Source organism: Streptomyces sp. NPDC054796 (assembly GCF_053611545.1).
On sequence record NZ_JBSHAO010000026.1, the window covers coordinates 65,697 to 85,999 of the forward strand.

Genomic DNA, 20,303 nt, shown 5'->3' on the forward strand with positions numbered 1-20,303 from the left:
ACGGGGGCGGGCAGTACATCTCTGGTCGTACCCGATTGTGCTGGATCCGCGATGGCGTGGCCGGCGACAGGTCGTAGCGTCTCTGCATCTCATCCGTCGAGGCCCAGGCGTCTTCAGGCCGTGAAGCGGGCGGGCCGGTAGGGCGCCAGTGCCTCGGCCTCCTCGCCGTCCAGCAGCTCACGGGCGGCCAGATCGGCGACGTGCGGGGCCAGTGTGATGCCGCTGTGCATCACCGCCGTGTAAAAGCCCTCTACGCCCTCGTGCGCATGCCCCCCGATCACCGGATAGCCGTCGACGGGCAACGGCCGGACGCACACGCGTCCCTCCTCCAGCTCCGCCCCCTCGGCGACCCCGGGCAGGGTTCGCCTCGCGCGCTCCAGCAGCTCTTGGGAGTACCGCTTGATCACCTCGGCAGAGGTGTGGGCATCGACCTCCAGATCGAGCCCTTCCAAGTAGACGCGACCTCCTGGCAGCGGGCGGGCATGGAGATCCGGGCCGAGGATCATGCGGTCCATCGGCAAGGCACCGGGAGCCGGGACGATGCTCGCCAGCAACGTGGGCGCCTCCGTACCCGGTTCCTCACCCGGCACCAGTGGCGCGGACGCACCGGCGAGCGCTGCCACCGCTGGTGTACGCCAGCCTGCGCAGCACACCACGACATCCGCCGGCAACCGCTCGCCGCCCGCCAGCCGCACACCCCGCGTGCGTCCACCCTCTGTGTCGATCCCGATCGCCTCGTGCTCAGGACCCGTGCGCACTACGGCCCCACGCTCCCGGGCGCGTTCCACCAGCAGCCGGGCCAGCGGCTCGCCGTCGACCAGTGCCTCGTCCTCGAAGAGCGCCACACTGCGCACTTCCACGGGGAGCGCCAACGCGGGCTCCATTTCCAGGGCCTCCTCGCGGGTCAGCCAGCGCGCTGACTGCCCCCACTCCCGCAGCCGGGTCACCGTCGCTTCCACATGCGCCATACCGGCCGGATCGGAATCCGGAGCCCACTGCATCGTGTCCGCGGGGTGGTACCAGTCGCCGCCCAGTTCCTCGGCCAACCGCGCATGCGCGCGCATCCCCGCCCGGTTCAGCTCGAAATAGTGCCGCGGCTGCTTGTTGTGGGCGTTCACCCAGGCCATGGAGCTACGGCTGGTACCCGCGCCGGGCGGCCCGGAGTCGATGACCGTCACCTCCCCGCCTCCGGCCGCCAACCGATCCGCCAGCGCCGCGCCGACAATCCCGGCACCGATCACCACAAGGCGCATCCCGCGTCCTCCCCACCAGTCGGGAATCGGGCTCGCGACGAGCAGTTTGGCCGAAAGCCAATGTGGAGGCCACACATGGGACGTACCAACGGTGACCAGGACCACCGCGGTCAGAGCAGGCCGAACCCGGTCGGTCGGCACGGGCATCTCACCCACCGCCTGGCAGCGCCCCCCGCTACGCGATCCCCAACTCCCTCAGCACCTGCCGCTGCTTCTCCGACGCCTCCACCGGCCAGTAGACGTAACACACCCCGCCCGTACCGCTCTTCACCGCGCCGTTCGCGTCCTTCCGCTTCGTCCGGAGCCAGATGTTCTCCCACTGCCGCCGCTTGTAGACGCGGCGGACGGCAGCGTTGCTCGGGGAGGCGGGGTCGTTGGCGATGATGTCGCCGGACTTGGTGAAGCCGATGACGGTCATCAGGTGTCCGGCGGTGCCGTAGCCCGCGCCGTCGAGTTCGGACTCGATGAAGGACTGGGAAGTTATCAGCGGCAGACCGGCCGCGATGAGGCGTTCCGCCTGGGTGAGGCTGTCGAGGCGGGTGACCACGCCCTGCATGTCCTTGTACGTGCTGGCGTAGGCCGCGTTGAAGGGCCAGTTGCCGCAGCCGTTGTACTGGTAGTCGAAGGTGTGGCGGGCCGCGTGGCAGACCTGGGGGTCGGCGTAGGAGGGGTCGACCCACGCCAGGTCCTCGCTGGTGGGCTTGCGCCCCCAGAACTCGATGATCATCTGCGAGGAGGTGGGGCTGCACCACGCCTCGCCGCCGCCGTCGTACTCCGGGTACTGCCCCTTGTGGATCTCCTGCGAGTAGCGCGGCACCTTCAGCTCGACGCCCGTGGCCGGGCCCGGCTTGGAGGCGGGGACCTCGAAGCGGTCGGGCACGTCGGAGGCCATCGCGCCCAGGCGCCACACCGTGGGGGTGTTGCCGCCGCCCTGGGCGCGGTGGAGGGTGAGGCGCAGCCGGTAGGTCTTGAGCCGCAGGCCGCTCGCCAGGTCGTCGATGGAGAAGGTGTCGGTCCAGACGCTGCTCTTGTTGTCGCTCTGGTCGTCGACGGAGGTGCGGCGGGGCACGTCGGCGCCGTCGCCCGACGTCCAGATGCCCATGGTGTACCACGGCGTCTCGGTGCCGTCGGTGTAGGTGCCCTTCAGCTCGATCCTGATCCAGGTGCCCTCGGGGGTGTGCGCGTTCCAGGAGGCGATCAGCTCGCCCGCCGGGACGGCCGGGGTCCGGGGCTGGCTGGTCCAGGTGGCGTACTCCCAGGTGGCCGTCTTGTTGGTGTGCGGGTCCTTGTAGTCGACGGTGCCCTTCGGCGTGCCGATGACGATTCCGGGGCGTGCGCCCTGCTCCGTACGGGTGCCGTCGGCGGCCCCCTTCGACCAGTCCTCGTACGTGGACCAGGAGGCGAACGCCACGTAGGAGCCCTTCTTCCCTGGCTTGCCCGGCTTTCCGGGCTTCCCCGGGAGGGTGCCTCCGGTGCGCTGGGGGCCTTCGCCCGCGAAGGCGGCGGGCGCTGCCACGGCGCCGGCCGCCGCGGCGACGGCGGCGGCCAGCAGGGTGCGGCGCGTGGTGGGTCTGCGGTTCATGGCGGTGGATCCCCCAGTCGGTTCCCGGGCCTGCGGCAGGTGCACGTCATTGCGTCAGACCTCAACTATCGCCGCTCGGGGCCGCCGCGGGCCAGAGCCGCGTTCTCTCGGCGCGCCATCAATATTGGTGTGGACCAGTGACATGACCTGGGTCGTACGCTGTCAGGGATGACCCACCCCGCCCGACCCGCCCGGCACACCCACCCCGCTCCCACGGCCCCGCCCGTCTCCCCCGCACGCCTCGCCGCGCTGCTGCGCGGGCTCCGCCCGTCGTGCGGCCCCGTCCGGCTGGTCGGCGTGGACGGGCACGCCGGGTCGGGCAAGTCGACGTTCGCCGCGCGGCTCGCCGTCGAGCTGGGGGGAGCGCCCGTGCTCCATCTGGACGACCTCGCGAGCCACGACGCGCTGTTCGGGTGGACCGGGCGCCTGTCCGCACAGGTACTGGCCCCCTTCTCTCGGGGCGAGGAGGCCCGGCACGAGGTCTACGACTGGACGCGCCGCGCCTTCACCCGGTGGCAGGCGCTGTCGCCCGCGCCCGTCGTCCTGCTGGAGGGCGTCGGCGCGGGACGGCGCGCCGTGCGCCCCCAACTGGCGGCGCTGGCGTGGATGGACATGGCCGCGTCTCGGGCATGGGGGCGGGGAAGACGACGCGACGGTCCACAGTTGAGGGAGTTCTGGGAGGGGTGGACGCGCGCCGAACGTACGCATTTCGCCGATGACCCCTCGTCTCCATATGCGAATTTTCTGGTGCGGGAGCGGCCCGAGGGATATGAGGTGCGCGAGGGGCCTGCGGGACGCCCCTGACCACCCTTCCCGGTGACGTTGGGTAACCTCTTGGGTGGTGTAGTGCGATGCCCCCCAATGGGCCCCAAAGAGCGGCTTGACCCGGGAGCCGTACAGGAATTACGTTTCCAACAAGCGGTCTGTACAGGCTGCCTACAGACGCGAAGCCCCCGGTTGTTCCCCCGTGACCGGGGGCTTCGTTCTGCCCACGGCCCGCCCCCGACGGAAGCTGGCAGGCGCCGACCGCTCACGTTCCGTCACCACCGCTCCCCCATCCGACCGTCGCGCTCTCCCCCATCACGCCCGTACGCCGCCCTTCGGCGCCGCCGATCCCGCAGGTACGATGCGAAATGGCGCGGGAATCTGGGCAGCATCAAGGAATGGATACCAACTCCCGCACCGAGTACGGATGTTCGTCCCGCGCCGCATCCGACGGCACGCGGACGCGCGTCGGCGGATGACGGGGGACGTTTCGTGGGGGACGTGATGGACTTCGGCAGGAACGACACCCTAGGTCCGCACGCCCCGGCCGACCTCGCCTGGCTCCGCGGCGTGGACGCGTACACGGTGGGCGGATACGCGCAGGCCGAGGAGGAGTTCCGCACCGCCGTGCGGCTGGACCCCGGCATGGCCGACGCCTGGCTCGGGCTGCACGCGCTGCGTGCGGACACCGCCACGGCGCTGCTGCGCATGTACCACAACCGTGAACGCTTCGGCGAGCAGCGCAGCCGCCACCACCGCACCCTCAACTCCTGGTACTGGCTGGGCTGGTGGGTGCAGCCGGTGCTGGAGAGCGAGCGCGATCTGCTGCTGGCCCACGCCTCGCACTGGCTCGACGGCCGCCATGTGGCCGAGCTGGACCGCGCCTTGGCCGACTGCCCGCCCGTCGAGACCGATCCGCAGGTCCGCTTCCTGCACGCGTGCCGCGCGTATCTCGCCAAGGACTGGGACCGTCTCGTCGCGCACACCGAACCCCTGGTGGACGACCCGCTGCTGGGCATCGAGGCGGGCCTGTTCGCCGGGATGGCGCGGGTGCGCCTGGAGATGTACGGGCAGGCCGAGCCGCTGCTGGCCGCCGCGCTGATGCGCTGCCGCAGCGAACAGCCGCAGCGCAAGGAGCTGCGCTACTGGCTGGCCAGAGCCCGCGAGGGCACGGGGCGCAGCGCGGCTGCGCTGCCGCTGTACCGCGCCGTGCACCGCATCGACCCCGCCTTCATGGACACAGCGGCCCGGCTGACCACCATCGCCGAGGGCGACGGAATCGGCGATTCCGGCGATCTGGCCACCGCCGTGACCCTCGCGGGCGCGGGCGGCGGCGCAGGCCAGGGCGGGCAGAGCGGCCAGGGCGGACAGGGTCCCCAGGGAGGGCAGGACGGGCTGGACAGCCTGGAGAGCGGGCTCGACGACGACCTGCCCCTGATCGACCCCCTGACCGGCGAACCCCGCCCCGGAACCGGCACAGGACCCGGCAGCGGTACAGGACCCGGCCAGGACGCGCTGGACACCGACCCGTTCGACGCGGCCGAGAGCGCCGACCCCGAACTGGACCCCGGCGCCGACGCGCTGCGCCTGGAGGACACCGGCGACCCGGCCGAGCCCGCGCGGGTGGACACGGACGCCGTGCGCACACGCCTCGTGCCCCGCCCCGGCAGCACCACGAACCGGCTGCCCACGGGCCCCTCGGACCCCGTGCTGCTCGCCCAGGCGCTGGACGAGCTGGAGCGGATGGTGGGCCTGGAGCCCGTCAAGCGGCAGGTGCGGGCGCTGTCGGCGCAGCTCCACATGGCTCGGCTGCGCGCGAGCCAGGGCCTGCCCGTACAGCCGCCGAAACGGCACTTCGTCTTCTCCGGGCCCTCCGGCACCGGCAAGACGACGGTGGCCCGCATCCTGGGCCGGGCCTTCTACGCGCTGGGACTGCTCGGCGGCGATCACCTGGTGGAGGCCCAACGCGCCGATCTCGTCGGCGAGTTCCTCGGCCAGACGGCCGTGAAGGCGAACGAGCTGATCGACTCGGCGCTCGGCGGGGTGCTGTTCGTCGACGAGGCGTACGCGCTGTCCAACTCCGGCTACAGCAAGGGCGACGCGTACGGCGACGAAGCACTCCAAGTGCTCCTCAAGCGGGCCGAGGACAACCGCGACCGCCTCGTGGTCATCCTCGCCGGGTATCCGGAGGGTATGGACCGGCTGCTGGCGACCAACCCCGGACTCTCGTCCCGGTTCACCACGCGCGTCGACTTCCCCAGCTACCGCCCACTGGAACTCACCGCGATCGGCGAGGTGCTGGCGGGCGAGAACGGGGACGTGTGGGACGAGGAGTCGCTGGAGGAGCTGCGCAGCATCAGCGGCCACGTCGTCGACCAGGGCTGGATCGACGAGCTGGGCAACGGGCGCTTCCTGCGCACGCTGTACGAGAAGAGCTGCGCGTACCGCGATCTGCGGCTCTCCGGCTATCCGGGCACGCCGTCGCGCGACGATCTCGCGACGCTCCGGCTGCCCGACCTCATGCAGGCGTACGGTGAGGTGCTGTCCGGGAGGGGTCCCGAGGGGCCCCGGTCGGATCCGCCGCCTCCGCTGACGTAGCACCAGCGCCAGTGGCTGCGCCGAGCGGTGCGGGTGCCCGCGCGCCCGGCACGGTACTGGTACTGGTACTGGTACTGGTACCGCTGAGCATGCCGGAGGTCCCGTAGGCGGCGGCGCGCCACGCGCCGGCCGAGTGCGGGTGCGCCGGATCGCGCACCTCACCGACCAGCTTCTCCAGCACGTCCTCCAGCGCCACCAGCCCCAGCACCCGGCCCGACGCGTCCGCGACCGTCGCGAGGTGGGAGGCGGAGGCGCGCATGGCGCCCAGCGCGTCGTCCAGGGGGAGTTCGGCGCGGAGCGTGGCCATGGGCCGCCACAGGTGCGCGGGCACGGCGCGGTCGTCCTCGTCGAGGTCGAGCACGTCCTTGACGTGCAGATAGCCCATGAAGACGCCCGCTCCCGCGCGCCCTGGGGCGCAGATCGGGAAGCGCGAGTAGCCGGTCTTCACCGTCAGCTCCTCCACCTCGCGCGGGGTGACGGCGGGTTCGACGGTCACCAGCGCGCCGGTGTCGAGGAGGACGTCGGAGAGGGGGCGGGTGCCCAGCTCCAGGGCGTCGGAGAGGCGCTCGTGCTCCTCGTGGTCCAGCAGGCCCGCCTGCCGGGAGTCGGCGACGAGGTGGGTGAGCTGTTCGCTGGTGAAGACGGTCTCGACCTCGTCCCTCGGCTCGACCTTGAACAGCCGCAGGATGAGCGTGGACACGGCGCCGAAAGCGGCCGTCACCGGGCGCGTGACGCGGGCGAAGGCGACCAGGGCCGGGCTGAGCCACAGCGCGGTGCGCTCGGGGGCGGCCATCGCCAGGTTCTTGGGCACCATCTCGCCGATGACGAGGTGGAAGAAGACGACCACGACCAGCGCGATGATGTACCCCATCGGGTGAACCAGCGCCTCGGGCAGCCTGGCCACGTGGAAGACGGGCTCCAGCAGCCGGGCGAGGGTCGGCTCGGCGACGGCGCCGAGGGTCAGCGAGCAGACGGTGATGCCGAACTGCGCCGCCGCCATCATCTGCGGCAGGTTCTCAAGACCGGTCAGCACCCGCCGCGCACGCGCGGAGCCCTCGGCGGCGAGCGGTTCGATCTGGCTGCGCCGCACGGAGACGAGGGCGAACTCGGCGCCGACGAAGAACCCGTTGCCGAGCACCAGCACGGCGGCGAAGAGGAGTTGCAGAACGCTCATCGCAGCGCGGCCTCCTCTGCGGCGGGAACGGACACGCGGGCCCCGGACCCGGCCCCGGGCCCGGTCGCGGCGACGGGCCCGCGCGCCGGGGAGGCGGCCGAGGCGGCGGTGACGGGCGCGCGGACCGGCTCCGCCAGTCTGCTGACGCGCACCCGCTCGGCCCTGTGGTGCGCCACCAGCCGCACCCTGAGCTGCCAGCCCGGCGCGTCGGCCCCGCCGGGCCCCGGCCCCGGCAGTACGGCCACGTCACCGGGCGCGGGGATGCGGCCGAGGAGTCCGGCGACGAGTCCTGCCACCGTCTCGTAGGGGCCCTCCGGCGCGTGCAGGCCGATGCGCCGCAGCGCGTCGACCCGGCAGCCGCCGTCGGCGTCCCAGGCGGCGCGGCCGTCGGGCTCGGGGACGGCGGGGGCGAGTTCGGGCGGGTCCTCGCCGTCGTGCTCGTCGCGCACCTCACCGACCAGTTCCTCGACGATGTCCTCCAGCGTGACGACGCCCGCCGTGCCGCCGTACTCGTCGACGACCACGGCGATGGGCTGCTCGCTCCGCAGCCGCTCCAGCAGCGGCTGGACGGGGAGGCTCCCGGGAACGAGGAGGGGCGGTACGGCGATGCGCCAGGCGGGCGTACGCAGCCGCTCGTGCGAGGGGACGGCGAGCGCGTCCTTGAGGTGGACCATGCCGACGATCTCGTCCAGGCGTTCGCGGTAGACGGGGAACCGGGAGAGCCCCGTCGCCCTGGTGAGGTTGAGGACGTCCGCCGCCGTGGCGGCCGTCTGGAGCGCGCTGACGCGCACGCGCGGCGTCATCACGTGCTGCGCCGTCAGCCCGCCGAGCGAGAGCGTCCGTACGAACAGGTCGGCCGTGTCCTGCTCGATGGCGCCCGCGCGCGCCGAGTGGCGGGCCAGCGAGACGAGTTCGCCGGGACTGCGGGCCGAGGCCAGCTCGTCGGCCGGCTGGAAGCCCAGGGCGCTGACGATGCGGTTGGCGGCGGCGTTGAGCAGGGAGATGACGGGCCGGAAGAGGCCGGTGAAGAGCCGCTGGGGGCCCGCGACGAAGCGGGCCACGGCCAGCGGTCTGGAGACGGCCCAGTTCTTGGGGACCAGTTCGCCGATGACCATCTGGACGGCGGAGGCCGTGAGCATCCCGATCGCGATGGCGACACCGGAGACGGCGCCTCCGGGCAGTCCCGTCGCGGTCAGCGGGCCCTGGAGGAGCCGCGCGAGGGCGGGTTCGGACAGCATGCCGACGACGAGGGAGGTGAGGGTGATGCCGAGCTGGGTGCCGGAGAGCTGGAAGGACAGCTCGCGCAGGGCCGCGGTGACGGCTCGGGCTCTGCGGTCGCCCTGGGCGGCGGCCCGCTCGGCTTCGGGCTTCTCGACGGTGACGAGACCGAACTCGGCGGCGACGAAGAAGCCGTTGGCCAGGATGAGCAGGAAGGCCGCGCCGAGCAGAACGAGTGGGAGGATCATGCTGCTTCTCCGCTCTGACGGGAAGCAGCGCGGGTACTACAGGACGTTCCGTCCATCGTGGGAGGGTGTCACTCCTCGGGTCGCAGGTGCCCGCTGTGGGGTGCGGGGCGCGGCGTTCGCCGACCGCACCAGGTTAATCACGTCGAAGGGCCGAAAGGCAGGGGCACCGGCCGGACGACTCGCCTCCGTATGCGGCGCGGCCCGGGGCCTGCGTGGCTCGGGCGGTGCGGGTCAGCCCGCCGCGCCGTCCGGGTCGGAGGTGCCCGTCTCGCCGTGGGTGCCGTGCTCTTCGGCGAGGGCACGCAGCGCCTTCGCGTCCGTGATGGCCTGCTCCTTGGCGATGCCGGGCTGGATGCCCATCGCGGGCAGGCTGGTGCCGTCGGCGAGGTCGAGGTACACCCAGGGGTCGCCGGGCCGGAGGTTGACGCGGAGCACTTCCGCCCATTCGAGACGCCGCTTGGTCGTCAGGTTGACGACGGTGAGCCCCTGCGCGTCGGCGGTGACGTGGGGGCGGCTGAGGAGGGCCAGTACGCCGAAGAAGAGCAGCCCGGTGAAGACGAAGCTGGACTTCTCGCCCGGGCTCAGCGTCGGGAGGATCAGCGCGACCGCCGTGATGACGGCGAAGGCGGCGACACCGACGCTGAGGAGGACGACGCGGGTGCGCGTCGGCCGGAAGGTGACGGGGAGAGGAGGCGCTTGCGACATGTCCGGGGTCCTGGGTCCTGGTGCGGGGGTGCCGTGGCGGCGGGGTGCCGGTGCGGCGGGGATGCCAGGGTCCGGCGGCCTCGTGGCCGCCGGACCGGCGGGAACCGTCAGCGGCTCAGCGGCTCGGCGGCTCAGAGGCGGCAGGCGTGGATGCCGGTCGTGAGGATCGCCCTGGCGCCCAGGTCGTAGAGGTCGTCCATGATCCGCTGGGCCTCCTTGGTGCGCACCATGGAGCGGACGGCGACCCAGCCCTGGTCGTGCAGCGGCGAGATCGTCGGCGACTCCAGGCCCGGGGTGAGGGCCACGGCCTTCTCCAGGTGCTCGGCGCGGATGTCGTAGTCCATCATCACGTAGCGCCTGGCCACCAGGACGCCCTGCATGCGGCGCAGGAACTGGCGCACCTTGGGGTCGTCGTCGGCGGCGCCCGAGCCGCGGATCACCACGGCCTCGGAGTGCAGGATCGGCTCGCTGATGATCTCCAGACCGGCGTTGCGGAGGGTGGTGCCCGTCTCCACGACGTCGGCGATGATCTCCGCGACGCCGAGCTGGATCGCGGTCTCGACGGCGCCGTCGAGGTGCACGACGGACGCCTCGACGCCGTGGTCCGCGAGGTGCTGGGTGACCAGCCCGGAGAACGAGGTGGCGACGGTCTTGCCGCCGAACTCGCTCACGTCCTTCGCGGTGCCGGGCAGCGTCGCGTAGCGGAACGTGGAACCGGCGAAGCCGAGCTGGAGGATCTCCTCGGCACTGGCGCCGGAGTCGAGCAGCAGATCGCGCCCTGTGATGCCGATGTCGAGCTTGCCCGAGCCCACGTAGACGGCGATGTCGCGGGGGCGGAGGAAGAAGAACTCGACCTCGTTCTCCGAGTCGACCAGCACCAGTTCCCTGCGGTCCTTGCGCTGCCGGTAGCCCGCCTCATGGAGCATCGCCGACGCAGGCTCGGACAGTGAACCCTTGTTGGGGACGGCGATGCGCAGCATGGGGTCAGCTTCCTTTGCGTGTGGGGTGGTACGAATCCGACGGATACGTCTCTGTACGTCTCTGGTTTTCCGAACCGGAGCCGGGCCGGTGCGCGCGGGCGCGGGGCACGGCGGACCGGCTCAGAGATGAGCGTATACGTCGTCCAGCTCGATGCCACGGGCGACCATCAGCACCTGGAGGTGGTAGAGGAGCTGCGAGATCTCCTCGGCGGTGCGGTCCTCCCCCTCGTACTCCGCGGCCATCCACACCTCGGCGGCCTCCTCCACGACCTTCTTGCCGATGGAGTGCACGCCCTGGGTGACCAGTTCCGCGGTACGGGAGGTGATGGGGTCGCCGGTGGCGGCCTTCTGCTGGAGCTCCGCGAAGAGCTCCTCGAATGTCTTGTTCGCCATGGTCCTCTTACCCTACGTGGTCGTACGGGGCCGCTAGCGCCAGGGTTCCGCCACGGTACGCAGGGTGGTGGCGGTGGCTACGGCGGCGGTCACCGCCTCGTGGCCCTTGTCCTCCGTCGAGCCCTCGATACCGGCGCGGTCGAGGGCCTGCTGCTCGGTGTCGCAGGTCAGCACGCCGAAGCCGATGGGGACACCGGTGTCGACGGAGACCTGGGTCAGGCCCTGCGTGACGCCCTGGCAGACGTAGTCGAAGTGCGGGGTGCCGCCGCGGATGACGACGCCGAGGGCCACGATCGCGTCATAGCCGCGGCCCGCGAGGACCTTGGCGACGACGGGCAGCTCGAAGCTGCCGGGGACGCGCAGCAGCGTCGGCTCGTCGATGCCCAGCTCGCGCAGGGCGCGCAGGGAGCCGTCGACGAGACCGTCCATGACCTTCTCGTGCCACTGCGCGGCGATCACCGCGACCCGCAGGTCACCGCAGTTCTTGATGGACAGTTCGGGTGCGCCCTTGCCGCTCACTCGCTCGCTCCTCGGTCGTTCTCCCGGCCTCGCCGGGTGCTCGGTACATCGCTGCTGGGGGGGTAGAAGAGGTGGCGCCTGGCGCTCACTGGTTGCCGCAGGCCGAGGCCGAGGCCGGGTCCGCGTCCAGCCAGGGGAGGTCATGGCCCATCCGGTCCCGCTTGGTACGCAGGTAGCGGAGGTTGTGCTCCCCGGCCTGTACGGGCATCGGCTCGCGTCCTGTGACCCGCAGCCCGTACCGGACGAGCGCGGAGACCTTGTCCGGATTGTTCGTCATCAGCCGCAGGGAGCGTACGCCGAGATCCTGGAGGATCTGCGCCGCGGCGGCGTAGTCGCGCGCGTCGGCGGGCAGGCCCAGCTCCAGGTTGGCGTCGAGCGTGTCGCGGCCGTGCTCCTGGAGCTCGTACGCACGCAGCTTGGACAGCAGCCCGATGCCGCGCCCCTCGTGCCCGCGCAGATAGAGGACGACGCCCCGGCCCTCCTGCTGGACCCGTTCCAGTGACGCCTGGAGCTGGGGGCCGCAGTCGCAGCGCTGCGAGCCGAAGACATCGCCGGTCAGGCACTCGGAGTGCACCCGCACGAGCACGTCCTCGCCGTCCTCGCCGTCGGCACCGAGGTCGCCGGCGACGAGCGCGATGTGCTCCACGCCGTCGACGATGGAGCGGTACCCGTACGCGCGGAAGTCGCCGTAGCGCGTCGGCAGCCGGGTGGCCGCTTCCCTGCGCACGGTCGGTTCCGCGCTCCTGCGGTAGGCGATCAGGTCCTCGATGGAGATGATCGACAGCCCGTGCTTGCGCGCGAAGGGCACCAGTTCGGGCAGGCGCAGCATGGTGCCGTCCTCGCCGGCGATCTCCACGATGGCCGCCGCGGGGCGCAGCCCGGCCAGCCGCGCCAGGTCGACGCCCGCCTCGGTGTGCCCCGGACGGGTGAGGACGCCGCCGGGCCGCGCGCGCAGCGGGAAGGCGTGTCCCGGCCGTACGAAGTCCTCGGGGACGGTGTCCGGGGAGGCGAGCAGACGGATGGTGGCGGCGCGGTCGGCCGCGGAGATGCCGGTGGTCACGCCGTGCTCGGGGGTGGCGTCGACGGAGACCGTGAAGGCGGTGCCCATGGACTCGGTGTTCTGCTCGACCATCTGCGGGAGCCGGAGCCGGTCGAGGTCGGCCGCCTCCATCGGGGTGCAGATGAGGCCGCGGCACTCGCTCATCATGAACGCGATGACCTCGGGCGTGGCCATCTCGGCCGCGATGACGAGATCGCCCTCGTTCTCGCGGCTCTCGTCGTCCACGACGACCACGGGGCGGCCCGCGGCGATGTCGCTGACGGCACGCTCGACGGGGTCGAGGGAGAGGCTCTCCTCGGCCTCCTCCGCCTCGTCCGTTCCGTAGGCTCCGTACCAACTGCGCAGCGCGGTCATGCCGCGGCTCCTTCCATTGCGGGACCCTGCTGGGGTCCCCGTGCGGCGGCGTCGACGCGGGAGCGCAGCCACCAGGCGCGCAGCCCCCACAGGACGAGGCCGAGGTAGACGACGTAGACGAATCCGGAGAAGGCGAGCCCGCTGCTGAAGGCGAGCGGGACGCCGACCACGTCGACGAGCAGCCAGGCGAACCAGAACTCGACCAGTCCGCGTGCCTGCGCGACCATGGCCGCGAGGGTGCCGACGAAGATGTACGCGTCGGGCCAGGGGTTCCAGGACAACGCCGGTACGAGCGTGAAGAGCCCGCCGACGATCCCGGTGCCCACGGCCGTGCCCGCGGCGAGCAGTCCGCGCTCGCGCCAGGTGGCGAACCGTACGGCGATCGAGCCGTCCTGGGCCTGCTGCCTGCCCCGCGTCCACTGCCGCCAGCCCCACAGGGCGACGACGATGACGAGGAGCTGCTTGCCGACGCCGCCCGCGAGCTGGGCCGAGGCGAAGGCGGCGATGAGGACGACGCCGGATATGAGCTGGGTCGGCCAGGTGAGCACCGAGCGGCGCCAGCCCAGCGCGAGGGCGGCGAGGCCGACGATGTTGCCGACCATGTCGGACCAGATCACGTGCTGGCCGAAGGCGGTGAACGCCTCGGCGTTCAGCCAGTCCAGGGCGCTCACTTGACCGCTTCCTTCGTCTCCGTCGCGCCGGTGGCAGGGACCGGGAGCTGCCCCGTGCGGCCGAGGAGGCGTTCGACGTACTTGGCGAGGACGTCGACCTCCAGGTTCACCGGGTCGCCCACGTCCTTGATGCCGAGGGTGGTCAGCGCGAGGGTGGTGGGGATGAGGCTGATGGTGAAGTAGTCGTCACCGGCCTCCACGACGGTGAGGGAGACGCCGTCGACGGTGATGGAGCCCTTCTCGACGATGTAGCGGGCCAGCCCCGGCGGCAACTGGACCGTCACCGTGCCGTCCTCGGTGCGTGCGGCGAGGGTGCCGGTGCCGTCCACGTGGCCCTGGACGAGGTGTCCGTCGAGCCGTCCGCCCAGCGCCATGGGGCGCTCCAGGTTGACGCGGGAGCCGACGGTGAGGGCGCCCAGGCTGGAGCGGCCGAGGGTCTCGGCGATGACGTCGGCCGTGAACTCGCCGCCGCCGGTCTCGACCACGGTGAGGCAGACGCCGTTGACGGCGATGGAGTCCCCGTGCTTGACGCCCTCGGTGACGGCGGGGCCGCGCAGCCGGAAGCGCGCGGAGCCACCGCGGTCCTCCATGGCGACGACCTCACCCAGCTCTTCGACAATTCCGGTGAACACTCAGGACTCCTCGGTGGCGGTGGGGATGGCGGTGGTGGTGACGGTGGGCGTAGGGACGGCGGGCGCCTCGGAGGGCGCGGCGGAGGGTCCGGCGGGCGCGGCGCTGTCGGCGGGGACCGCGGTGATCCGCAGGTCGGGCCCGATGCGCGCGCTCTCCGTCATGGTCAGCCGCAACGCCTGGGCGATCGTGCTGATTCCGGCGCTGCCGAGCGCCGCCAGGCCCTCCCCCAGCAGCACGGGCGCGAGATAGCCGACGACGCGGTCCACGGCGCGGGCCTCCACGAAGGCACCGGCGAGCGTGGGGCCGCCCTCCAGCAGGACGGAGCGCACGCCGCGCCCGTAGAGCGCGGTGAGCAGTGCGGGAATGTCCAGGCCGCCCCTGCCGTCCGCCGCGCGCGGCAGTCGGAGCACCTCGGCGCCCGCCAGGTCCCCGGCGTCGGCCTCGGCGTCCTCGGCGACGGCGACGAGGGTGGGCCCTGTGCCGTCGAGGACGCGCGCTCCCGGCACGACGGCGGTGGCCTCGGTGTCGACGACGACGCGCAGCGGCTGCTCGGCACCCGGCACCCCGCGCACGGCGAGGTGCGGGTCGTCGGCGCGCGCGGTGCCCGAGCCGACGACGACAGCGTCGCTCTCGGCCCGCAGCCGGTGGACGTCGGCGCGGGCCTCGCCGGAGGTGATCCAGCGGCTGGAGCCGTCGGCCGCCGCGATGCGGCCGTCGAGTGTGGCCGCGTACTTCCAGACGACGAAGGGGCGCCGACGGGTCACGGCGGTGAGCCAGGCGGCGTTGCCCGCCGCCGCCTCGTCGGCGAGCAGCCCCTCGTGGACCTCGACGCCCGCGGCGGCGAGGGCGCGCGCTCCGCCCGTGGCGTCGGGCGTGGGATCGGCGACGGCGTAGACGACGCGGGCGATCCCGGCCTCGATCAGGGCCTGGGCACAGGGGCCTGTGCGGCCGGTGTGGTTGCAGGGTTCGAGGGTGACGACGGCGGTGCCGCCGCGTGCGTCGTCCCCGGCCTCGGCCAGGGCGTGTACCTCCGCGTGGGGGCCACCCGCGCGCTGGTGCCAGCCCTCGCCGACGGGCCGGTTCTGTGCGTCCAGCACGACGCAGCCGACGACGGGGTTGGGGCTGGTGGAACCGAGGCCGCGCGCGGCCAGTTCGACGGCTCGGCGCATGGCGTCACGTACGGCCGGATCTGCGGTCGCTGCTGCGGCGTGGGTGGCCACCGGGTCCTCCTGCCTCTGCGGGCACGGACTCCGGGGCGCTTTCGGGAACTGCGCGGATCCGGGAACGCGGGACGACGGCCAGGGGGAACGCCCCTTCCCGTCGAACGGGAACGGACTACTCCGCTTGGCCGACCGAGCACCGGTCTCGGTCCGCCGCGCACTGCCTCCCATCCGGACTTTAACCGTCGGTCCAGGAATTTCACCTGGTCAACCGATCGCTGGAGGCGACCGGGTCGCGGACTATAACCGCCGGTTCGGACTTTCACCGACCCCGGAGTGCGCTGACGTACTGGTACGGCTCCAGTCTGCCACGCCGGGGGCGATCCATGCCCGGGCCATCCTGTGGGCTGACTCACAGCACGTCACCGGTCACTCCGGGCTCATCCGTGCCGGGACCCGGGCATCGCGCGGGCTCGCGCGCGAGCCCGCGTCCGGCCCAGGAGCAGGTGCCGGACGCGGGCGGTCGGCGGCCGCGGGGTGGATGGCGGAGAGGCCCGCCGGGAGGCCGGCGGAGAGACCCGCGGAGAGGCCGCTAGGGGATGTTCAGCACGAAGTCGAAGGTGCCCTCCTTCCCGCTGCTCCCGTCACGCACGTCCATCAGCAGGTCCGGGTCGAAGAGCGAGTCGGTGTTGTTGCGCGGTTCGCCGGGGAAGTAGAGCTGGGTCGTCAGGACGGGACGCCCTGGGGCCTGCACCTTCACGTGCAGATGCCGGGTACGGCCCGGATAGAGGCCGGGCACGACCGTGGTCAGGCCGAAGGAGCCGTTGGCAGTCGTGAACTGGTGGCCGCGGTAGCGGTAGCCCCTGTTGTCGTACGCGCCCCGCGCGTCGGCCTGCCAGAAGTCGAGCAGCGCGTTCGCGACGGTCTGGCAGCTGAGGCTGAAGACGTAGCCGCGCACGGTGAGCCGCGTCCCGGCGTCGCCGGGGATGAGCAGCGAGGTGCGGAGGGGCGAGTTGGGCTTGAAGTACGGGCCCTCCATCTGCGGGGGTGTGGGGTCGTCGCCGTCGTCGCAGTACGGGGTGGGGGTCAGCTCGCGCCCTGTGCCCGCGCGGTCGCGCGCGAGCGCCGGGGCGCCGCCGAACAGCACGGCACCCGTACCCGCGGCGAGCGCCGCCCTGAGCACGTTCTTACGGGTCACGTTCTTGCTGGTCAGACGCTCGCCGAGCGCGTTCTCGCGGGGCTCGCCTTCCGGTCTTTCGGGGGTGGTTGCGCCGTCCACGGTGCACTCCTAGTCGTGGGGAGATGAAGTGGCTGAAGTGGTGCGGTGAACGCGTCCGGCCGGGCGCGGACGGCTGCGGGGCTCGGCCGCCGCCGCCATCGGGCAGGTGATCCCGTACGACGTTAGGGCGTGGCCCCGGGCGCTTCGATGGACAGAGTGCGGTGACCGTGGTGCATCCCGCCGGTACTGGCGCGCCGGAACTCGCCCGGCGTGGTGCCCGTCTCCCTGCGGAAGAAGCGGCAGAAGTACGCGGCGTCGCTGAACCCCACCTCGTGCGCGACGCGGCTCACGGTGAGCCCCGTGCTGGCCAGCAGCCGCTTGGCCTCCAGCACCTGGGCCTGCCGGATCAGCCGCGCTGGCGTGTGGCCCGTGGTGCGCCGGACCGCCTCGTTCAGATAGCTCACCGAGACGCCCAGCTCGGCCGCCCACACACTCACGGGCCGCTCGGCCGAGGAGCGCGGGCGGGACAGCGCGAGCTGCCGCGCGAAGCGCTGCGCGAGTGCGGCGGCCCGCCCGGCGGCGGCGCCGGGCGGCAGCACCCGCACCTCGCCCGGCTCCGTGCCGGGGCGCGGCAGCCGCGCCGCGCGCACGACCAGGACGTGCAGATACGCCTGGAGCACCGAGATCATCCCGGGCCGCTGCGCGCGGTACTCGCGCAGCATCTCGGCGAGGACGGGCAGGATTCCGGCCGTCTGCTCCTCGTCGGGGCACAGCCAGGGCCGCTCGGTCAGCAGCCGCAGCAGGTCGCGGTCCCCGGGGTGGGCGAGCAGGAAGGCGTCGTCGAAGAGCACGACCCAGCCGCTGAGCCCGATGGCCCGTTCCCAGAAGTGGATCTGTCCAGGCGCCACGAAGGACAGATGCGGCGGGTCGAGCGGCCAGCGGCTCAGGTCGATGACGTGGCTGCCGCTGCCTCCCGTGACGTAGACGATCTCGTGGAAGGTGTGCCGGTGCGGGAAGGCGGCGCGGGAGAGGCGCCCGATGCTGTCGAAGGAGCCGATGGCGAACGGCAGGATGTGCGGCGCCGGGACCTCAAGGCGGTGCGTCGGCACCGCCTCGCCGCCGCCCCGGTCTCCGGGCGGGGCTCCGGGCGGGGCTCCGGGCGCTCCAGGCGGGTCCTCGCCCGGGTCGCGTAAGTCGTCGTCCGGGCCCTCGCGCAAGTCCTCGCCCAAACCCTCGTACAGGTCCTCGTCCACGGCCGCCCCATCGTCGCGTGGCCCCCGCCGCGCACCACGTCCTTCCCCCGTCCTGCCCCCGCCGGTCCCCCGTCGTTCCCCCGCCCTCCGTGTTACCCGCGCCACTCCCCCGTCACGCCCGGCACACCCGCGGCGGCGTGATCCGCTCGCGCGGGCAAATACGATGTCCCCGGTTCACCCCCCGAGATCAGGAGCGAGCATGAGCGGCGGCGGCTTCGGCGTGCGCTGGAAACTGCACGGCGACGGACGCGTCCCGGCGCCCGGCGCCGTCGTACGGCCGGACGAGCGGCTGTCGTGGCCGCGTACGGCCGGGCTCGGGGCGCAGCACGTCGTCGCGATGTTCGGCGCCTCGTTCGTGGCCCCGGTGCTGATGGGGCTCGACCCCAACCTCGCGATCATGATGTCGGGCGTCGCGACGATGCTCTTCCTGCTGGCCACGCGCGGCAGGGTGCCCAGCTATCTGGGGTGCAGCCTCTCCTTCGTCGGTGTCGCCGCGATCATCCGCGCCCAGGGCGGGGGCAGCGCGGCGGTCACCGGGGCGATCCTCGTCGTGGGCGCCGCGCTGCTGGTGGCGGGGTTCGCGGTGCAGCGGTTCGGGGCGCGGATCATCCACGCGGCGATGCCTCCGGTGGTCACGGGCGCCGTCGTGATGCTGATCGGCTTCAACCTGGCGCCCGTGACGGCCAGCACGTACTGGCCGCAGGACCAGTGGACGGCGCTGCTGACGATGCTCTTCACGGGGCTGGCCGTGGTCTGCATGCGGGGCTTCTGGTCGCGGATCGCGATCTTCCTGGGGCTGGTCTTCGGCTACGTCGCCTCCTGGGTCCTCGACTCCGTGCTCGGCAAGATCCACTCGCCGGACGGCAGCGGCAAGACCGTCGACCACTGGCGCCTCGACCTGTCAGGGGTGGGCGAGGCCGACTGGTTCGGGCTGCCCTCGCTGCACGCGCCCTCCTTCAGCTGGTCCGCGATCCTCGTCGCGCTGCCCGTCGTCATCGCGCTCATCGCGGAGAACGCGGGCCATGTGAAGGCGGTCGGCGAGATGACCGGCGACCCGCTCGACGACAAGCTCGGCACCGCCATCGCGGCCGACGGCGCGGGCACCATGCTCTCGACGGCGGTCGGCGGCCCCGCGACCACCACGTACAGCGAGAACATCGGCGTGATGGCCGCGACCCGCGTCTACTCGACGGCCGCCTACTGGGCCGCCGCCTGCTTCGCGCTGCTCTTCGGGCTGTGCCCCAAGTTCGGCGCCGTCGTGGCGGCCATCCCCGGCGGGGTGCTGGGCGGGATCACCGTGATCCTCTACGGCATGATCGGCCTGCTCGGCGCCCAGATCTGGATCAACAACGGCGTGGACCTGCGCAATCCGCTGAACCTGGTGCCCGTCGCGGCGGGCATCATCATCGGGATCGGTGGCGTCAGCCTCAAGTTCACCGACACCTTCGAGCTGAGCGGCATCGCGCTGGGCACGATCGTGGTCCTCAGCGGCTACCACGTGCTGCGCGCACTGGCGCCGCCGCACCTCAAGGCGCAGACGCCGCTGCTCGATGAGGGCACGAGCGGCTACGACGACGAGGCCGAGGAGCCGGAGGACTCCGGCCGGCCGGAGAAGTAGCGGACCGGAGCGGTTCGAACACGGGGTCCGGCGGCAGTGCGGGCTTCCCCCTTCCGGGGGCTGTAGGGGTCACCCTCACCACTCTCCGTACAGAACACTGCCACTCTGCGTACATGACCTCAGTGGAACGGGCGGTGCCCGCGCGGCGCGCGGTGTCGGTGGACCGGATCGTGGGACGCATGCGCGCGGTCGGTGCGGAACTGCCGCCCGGCGACGGAGTGGCCGTCTTCAACCAGGTCTATCTGTCGGTGACGGAGGAGCTGGAACGCCGCCTCACGGGCGGCCACTTCGAGGACAGCGGAGCGGCGGACGAGCTAAGCGCGCGGTTCGCCGGGCGCTATCTGGACGCGGTGGACGCCGCGGCGGCGGGACGGCGCACCCCGCGCTGCTGGCGCCCGCTCTTCCAGTTGCGGCGCCACCCTGCCGTAAGGGCCACGCAGTTCGCGCTGGCGGGGATCAACGCGCACATCGGGCACGATCTGCCGCTCGCCCTCGCCGAAACCTGCCGCGCCCGCGACGCGGGACCCCGCGAGCTGGAGGGCGACTTCGAGCGGGTCGGGGAGCTGCTGACCAGCCTGGAGGAGCGGATCAGGGAGGACCTGATGCCGGGCCCCGATCTGCTGGACGTGGCCGATCCGCTGACGCATCTGCTGGGCGCGTGGAGCCTGGAGCGGGCGCGGGACGGCGCGTGGGCCGCGTTCCGGGCGCTGTGGGGGCTGCGCGGACTCCCGGACCTGGTCGAGGAGTTCGTCGAACGGCTCGACGCGAGCGTCGGCATGGCGGGCCGGTGTCTGCTGACGCCCCTGTGCCGGTGAGGCGGGAGAGGCGGGAGGGGGCCCGTTGCGGCGGGAGGTGGGCCCGTTGGGGCCCGTGGTGCGAGGCGCCATTGCCGTGACCGGG

Annotated in this window: 17 protein-coding genes, 1 pseudogene and 1 riboswitch; of the genes and pseudogenes, 4 read left to right on the forward strand and 14 right to left on the reverse strand. The window is 72.5% G+C overall.

Annotated elements, in window-relative coordinates; translation table 11 throughout:
• Positions 1-113: 113 nt before the first annotated feature.
• A complete protein-coding gene (locus ACWGJ2_RS21895; RefSeq protein WP_453347839.1) occupies positions 114-1,253 on the reverse strand; it encodes an NAD(P)/FAD-dependent oxidoreductase in 1,140 nt (379 codons plus the stop codon).
• A gap of 175 nt (positions 1,254-1,428) precedes the next feature.
• Positions 1,429-2,835 carry a peptidase C39 family protein gene (locus ACWGJ2_RS21900; RefSeq protein WP_453347840.1) on the reverse strand — a complete coding sequence of 469 codons (1,407 nt, stop codon included), beginning with the start codon at positions 2,833-2,835 and terminating at the stop codon, positions 1,429-1,431.
• 168 nt (positions 2,836-3,003) lie between these two features.
• Between ACWGJ2_RS21900 and ACWGJ2_RS21905 the strand changes: the two genes are divergently transcribed.
• Complete coding sequence (locus ACWGJ2_RS21905; protein WP_453347841.1) at positions 3,004-3,639, forward strand: uridine kinase family protein; 636 nt, start codon at positions 3,004-3,006, stop codon at positions 3,637-3,639.
• 465 nt (positions 3,640-4,104) lie between these two features.
• On the forward strand, positions 4,105-6,198 hold the full coding sequence (locus ACWGJ2_RS21910; RefSeq protein WP_453347886.1) for an AAA family ATPase: 2,094 nt from the start codon (positions 4,105-4,107) through the stop codon (positions 6,196-6,198).
• On the opposite strand, the gene ACWGJ2_RS21915 is transcribed toward ACWGJ2_RS21910, so the two are convergent.
• The 12 genes and pseudogenes from ACWGJ2_RS21915 to ACWGJ2_RS21970 form a co-directional block, all read right to left on the reverse strand.
• Positions 6,119-7,372, reverse strand: coding sequence for a hemolysin family protein (locus ACWGJ2_RS21915; RefSeq protein ID WP_453347842.1), 1,254 nt, complete (start codon positions 7,370-7,372; stop codon positions 6,119-6,121). The two genes, ACWGJ2_RS21910 and ACWGJ2_RS21915, sit on opposite strands and share 80 nt — an antisense overlap.
• Entirely contained in the window at positions 7,369-8,838 is a 1,470-nt protein-coding gene (locus tag ACWGJ2_RS21920; RefSeq protein ID WP_453347843.1) for a hemolysin family protein, read from the reverse strand. The genes ACWGJ2_RS21915 and ACWGJ2_RS21920 overlap by 4 nt, the downstream gene beginning before the upstream one ends.
• A gap of 231 nt (positions 8,839-9,069) precedes the next feature.
• The gene (locus tag ACWGJ2_RS21925; protein WP_453347844.1) at positions 9,070-9,543 is read right to left on the reverse strand and encodes a PH domain-containing protein; all 474 of its coding nucleotides are present in this window, start codon (positions 9,541-9,543) and stop codon (positions 9,070-9,072) included.
• 131 nt (positions 9,544-9,674) lie between these two features.
• Positions 9,675-10,523, reverse strand: a complete 849-nt coding sequence (gene hisG / locus ACWGJ2_RS21930) for an ATP phosphoribosyltransferase (RefSeq protein WP_453347845.1) — start codon at positions 10,521-10,523, stop codon at positions 9,675-9,677.
• Between the two features lie 120 nt (positions 10,524-10,643).
• Positions 10,644-10,916 carry a phosphoribosyl-ATP diphosphatase gene (locus ACWGJ2_RS21935; RefSeq protein ID WP_453347846.1) on the reverse strand — a complete coding sequence of 91 codons (273 nt, stop codon included), beginning with the start codon at positions 10,914-10,916 and terminating at the stop codon, positions 10,644-10,646.
• Between the two features lie 33 nt (positions 10,917-10,949).
• Positions 10,950-11,435 carry a 6,7-dimethyl-8-ribityllumazine synthase gene (gene ribH, locus ACWGJ2_RS21940; RefSeq protein WP_453347847.1) on the reverse strand — a complete coding sequence of 162 codons (486 nt, stop codon included), beginning with the start codon at positions 11,433-11,435 and terminating at the stop codon, positions 10,950-10,952.
• A gap of 85 nt (positions 11,436-11,520) precedes the next feature.
• Complete coding sequence (locus tag ACWGJ2_RS21945; RefSeq protein WP_453347848.1) at positions 11,521-12,849, reverse strand: bifunctional 3,4-dihydroxy-2-butanone-4-phosphate synthase/GTP cyclohydrolase II; 1,329 nt, start codon at positions 12,847-12,849, stop codon at positions 11,521-11,523.
• Complete coding sequence (locus ACWGJ2_RS21950; protein ID WP_453347849.1) at positions 12,846-13,520, reverse strand: nicotinamide mononucleotide transporter family protein; 675 nt, start codon at positions 13,518-13,520, stop codon at positions 12,846-12,848. The genes ACWGJ2_RS21945 and ACWGJ2_RS21950 overlap by 4 nt, the downstream gene beginning before the upstream one ends.
• Positions 13,517-14,152: a riboflavin synthase gene (locus ACWGJ2_RS21955; RefSeq protein WP_453347850.1), complete on the reverse strand. Its 636-nt coding sequence runs from the start codon at positions 14,150-14,152 to the stop codon at positions 13,517-13,519. Before ACWGJ2_RS21955 ends, ACWGJ2_RS21950 begins: the two co-directional genes overlap by 4 nt.
• Positions 14,153-15,322: a bifunctional diaminohydroxyphosphoribosylaminopyrimidine deaminase/5-amino-6-(5-phosphoribosylamino)uracil reductase RibD gene (gene ribD, locus ACWGJ2_RS21960; protein ID WP_453347887.1), complete on the reverse strand. Its 1,170-nt coding sequence runs from the start codon at positions 15,320-15,322 to the stop codon at positions 14,153-14,155.
• 204 nt (positions 15,323-15,526) lie between these two features.
• Positions 15,527-15,657, reverse strand: a riboswitch (FMN riboswitch).
• A gap of 254 nt (positions 15,658-15,911) precedes the next feature.
• A pseudogene (locus tag ACWGJ2_RS21965) lies at positions 15,912-16,592 on the reverse strand (dioxygenase family protein); the annotation flags it as partial.
• Positions 16,593-16,714: 122 nt separating this feature from the next.
• Complete coding sequence (locus ACWGJ2_RS21970) at positions 16,715-17,641, reverse strand: AraC family transcriptional regulator (protein WP_453347888.1); 927 nt, start codon at positions 17,639-17,641, stop codon at positions 16,715-16,717.
• Between the two features lie 343 nt (positions 17,642-17,984).
• Between ACWGJ2_RS21970 and ACWGJ2_RS21975 the strand changes: the two genes are divergently transcribed.
• A complete protein-coding gene (locus ACWGJ2_RS21975) occupies positions 17,985-19,403 on the forward strand; it encodes a uracil-xanthine permease family protein (RefSeq protein WP_453347851.1) in 1,419 nt (472 codons plus the stop codon).
• A gap of 113 nt (positions 19,404-19,516) precedes the next feature.
• The gene (locus tag ACWGJ2_RS21980) at positions 19,517-20,218 is read left to right on the forward strand and encodes a DUF5995 family protein (protein WP_453347852.1); all 702 of its coding nucleotides are present in this window, start codon (positions 19,517-19,519) and stop codon (positions 20,216-20,218) included.
• The last annotated feature ends 85 nt before the right edge of the window (positions 20,219-20,303 follow it).

Coding starts and splice junctions, on each gene's coding strand:
- ACWGJ2_RS21895 (WP_453347839.1), bottom strand. CDS start 1,253: ATGCGCCTTGTGGTGATCGGTGCCGGGATTGTCGGCGCGGCGCTGGCG.
- ACWGJ2_RS21900 (WP_453347840.1), bottom strand. CDS start 2,835: ATGAACCGCAGACCCACCACGCGCCGCACCCTGCTGGCCGCCGCCGTC.
- ACWGJ2_RS21905 (WP_453347841.1), top strand. CDS start 3,004: ATGACCCACCCCGCCCGACCCGCCCGGCACACCCACCCCGCTCCCACG.
- ACWGJ2_RS21910 (WP_453347886.1), top strand. CDS start 4,105: ATGGACTTCGGCAGGAACGACACCCTAGGTCCGCACGCCCCGGCCGAC.
- ACWGJ2_RS21915 (WP_453347842.1), bottom strand. CDS start 7,372: ATGAGCGTTCTGCAACTCCTCTTCGCCGCCGTGCTGGTGCTCGGCAAC.
- ACWGJ2_RS21920 (WP_453347843.1), bottom strand. CDS start 8,838: ATGATCCTCCCACTCGTTCTGCTCGGCGCGGCCTTCCTGCTCATCCTG.
- ACWGJ2_RS21925 (WP_453347844.1), bottom strand. CDS start 9,543: ATGTCGCAAGCGCCTCCTCTCCCCGTCACCTTCCGGCCGACGCGCACC.
- hisG (WP_453347845.1), bottom strand. CDS start 10,523: ATGCTGCGCATCGCCGTCCCCAACAAGGGTTCACTGTCCGAGCCTGCG.
- ACWGJ2_RS21935 (WP_453347846.1), bottom strand. CDS start 10,916: ATGGCGAACAAGACATTCGAGGAGCTCTTCGCGGAGCTCCAGCAGAAG.
- ACWGJ2_RS21945 (WP_453347848.1), bottom strand. CDS start 12,849: ATGACCGCGCTGCGCAGTTGGTACGGAGCCTACGGAACGGACGAGGCG.
- ribD (WP_453347887.1), bottom strand. CDS start 15,322: ATGCGCCGAGCCGTCGAACTGGCCGCGCGCGGCCTCGGTTCCACCAGC.
- ACWGJ2_RS21975 (WP_453347851.1), top strand. CDS start 17,985: ATGAGCGGCGGCGGCTTCGGCGTGCGCTGGAAACTGCACGGCGACGGA.
- ACWGJ2_RS21980 (WP_453347852.1), top strand. CDS start 19,517: ATGACCTCAGTGGAACGGGCGGTGCCCGCGCGGCGCGCGGTGTCGGTG.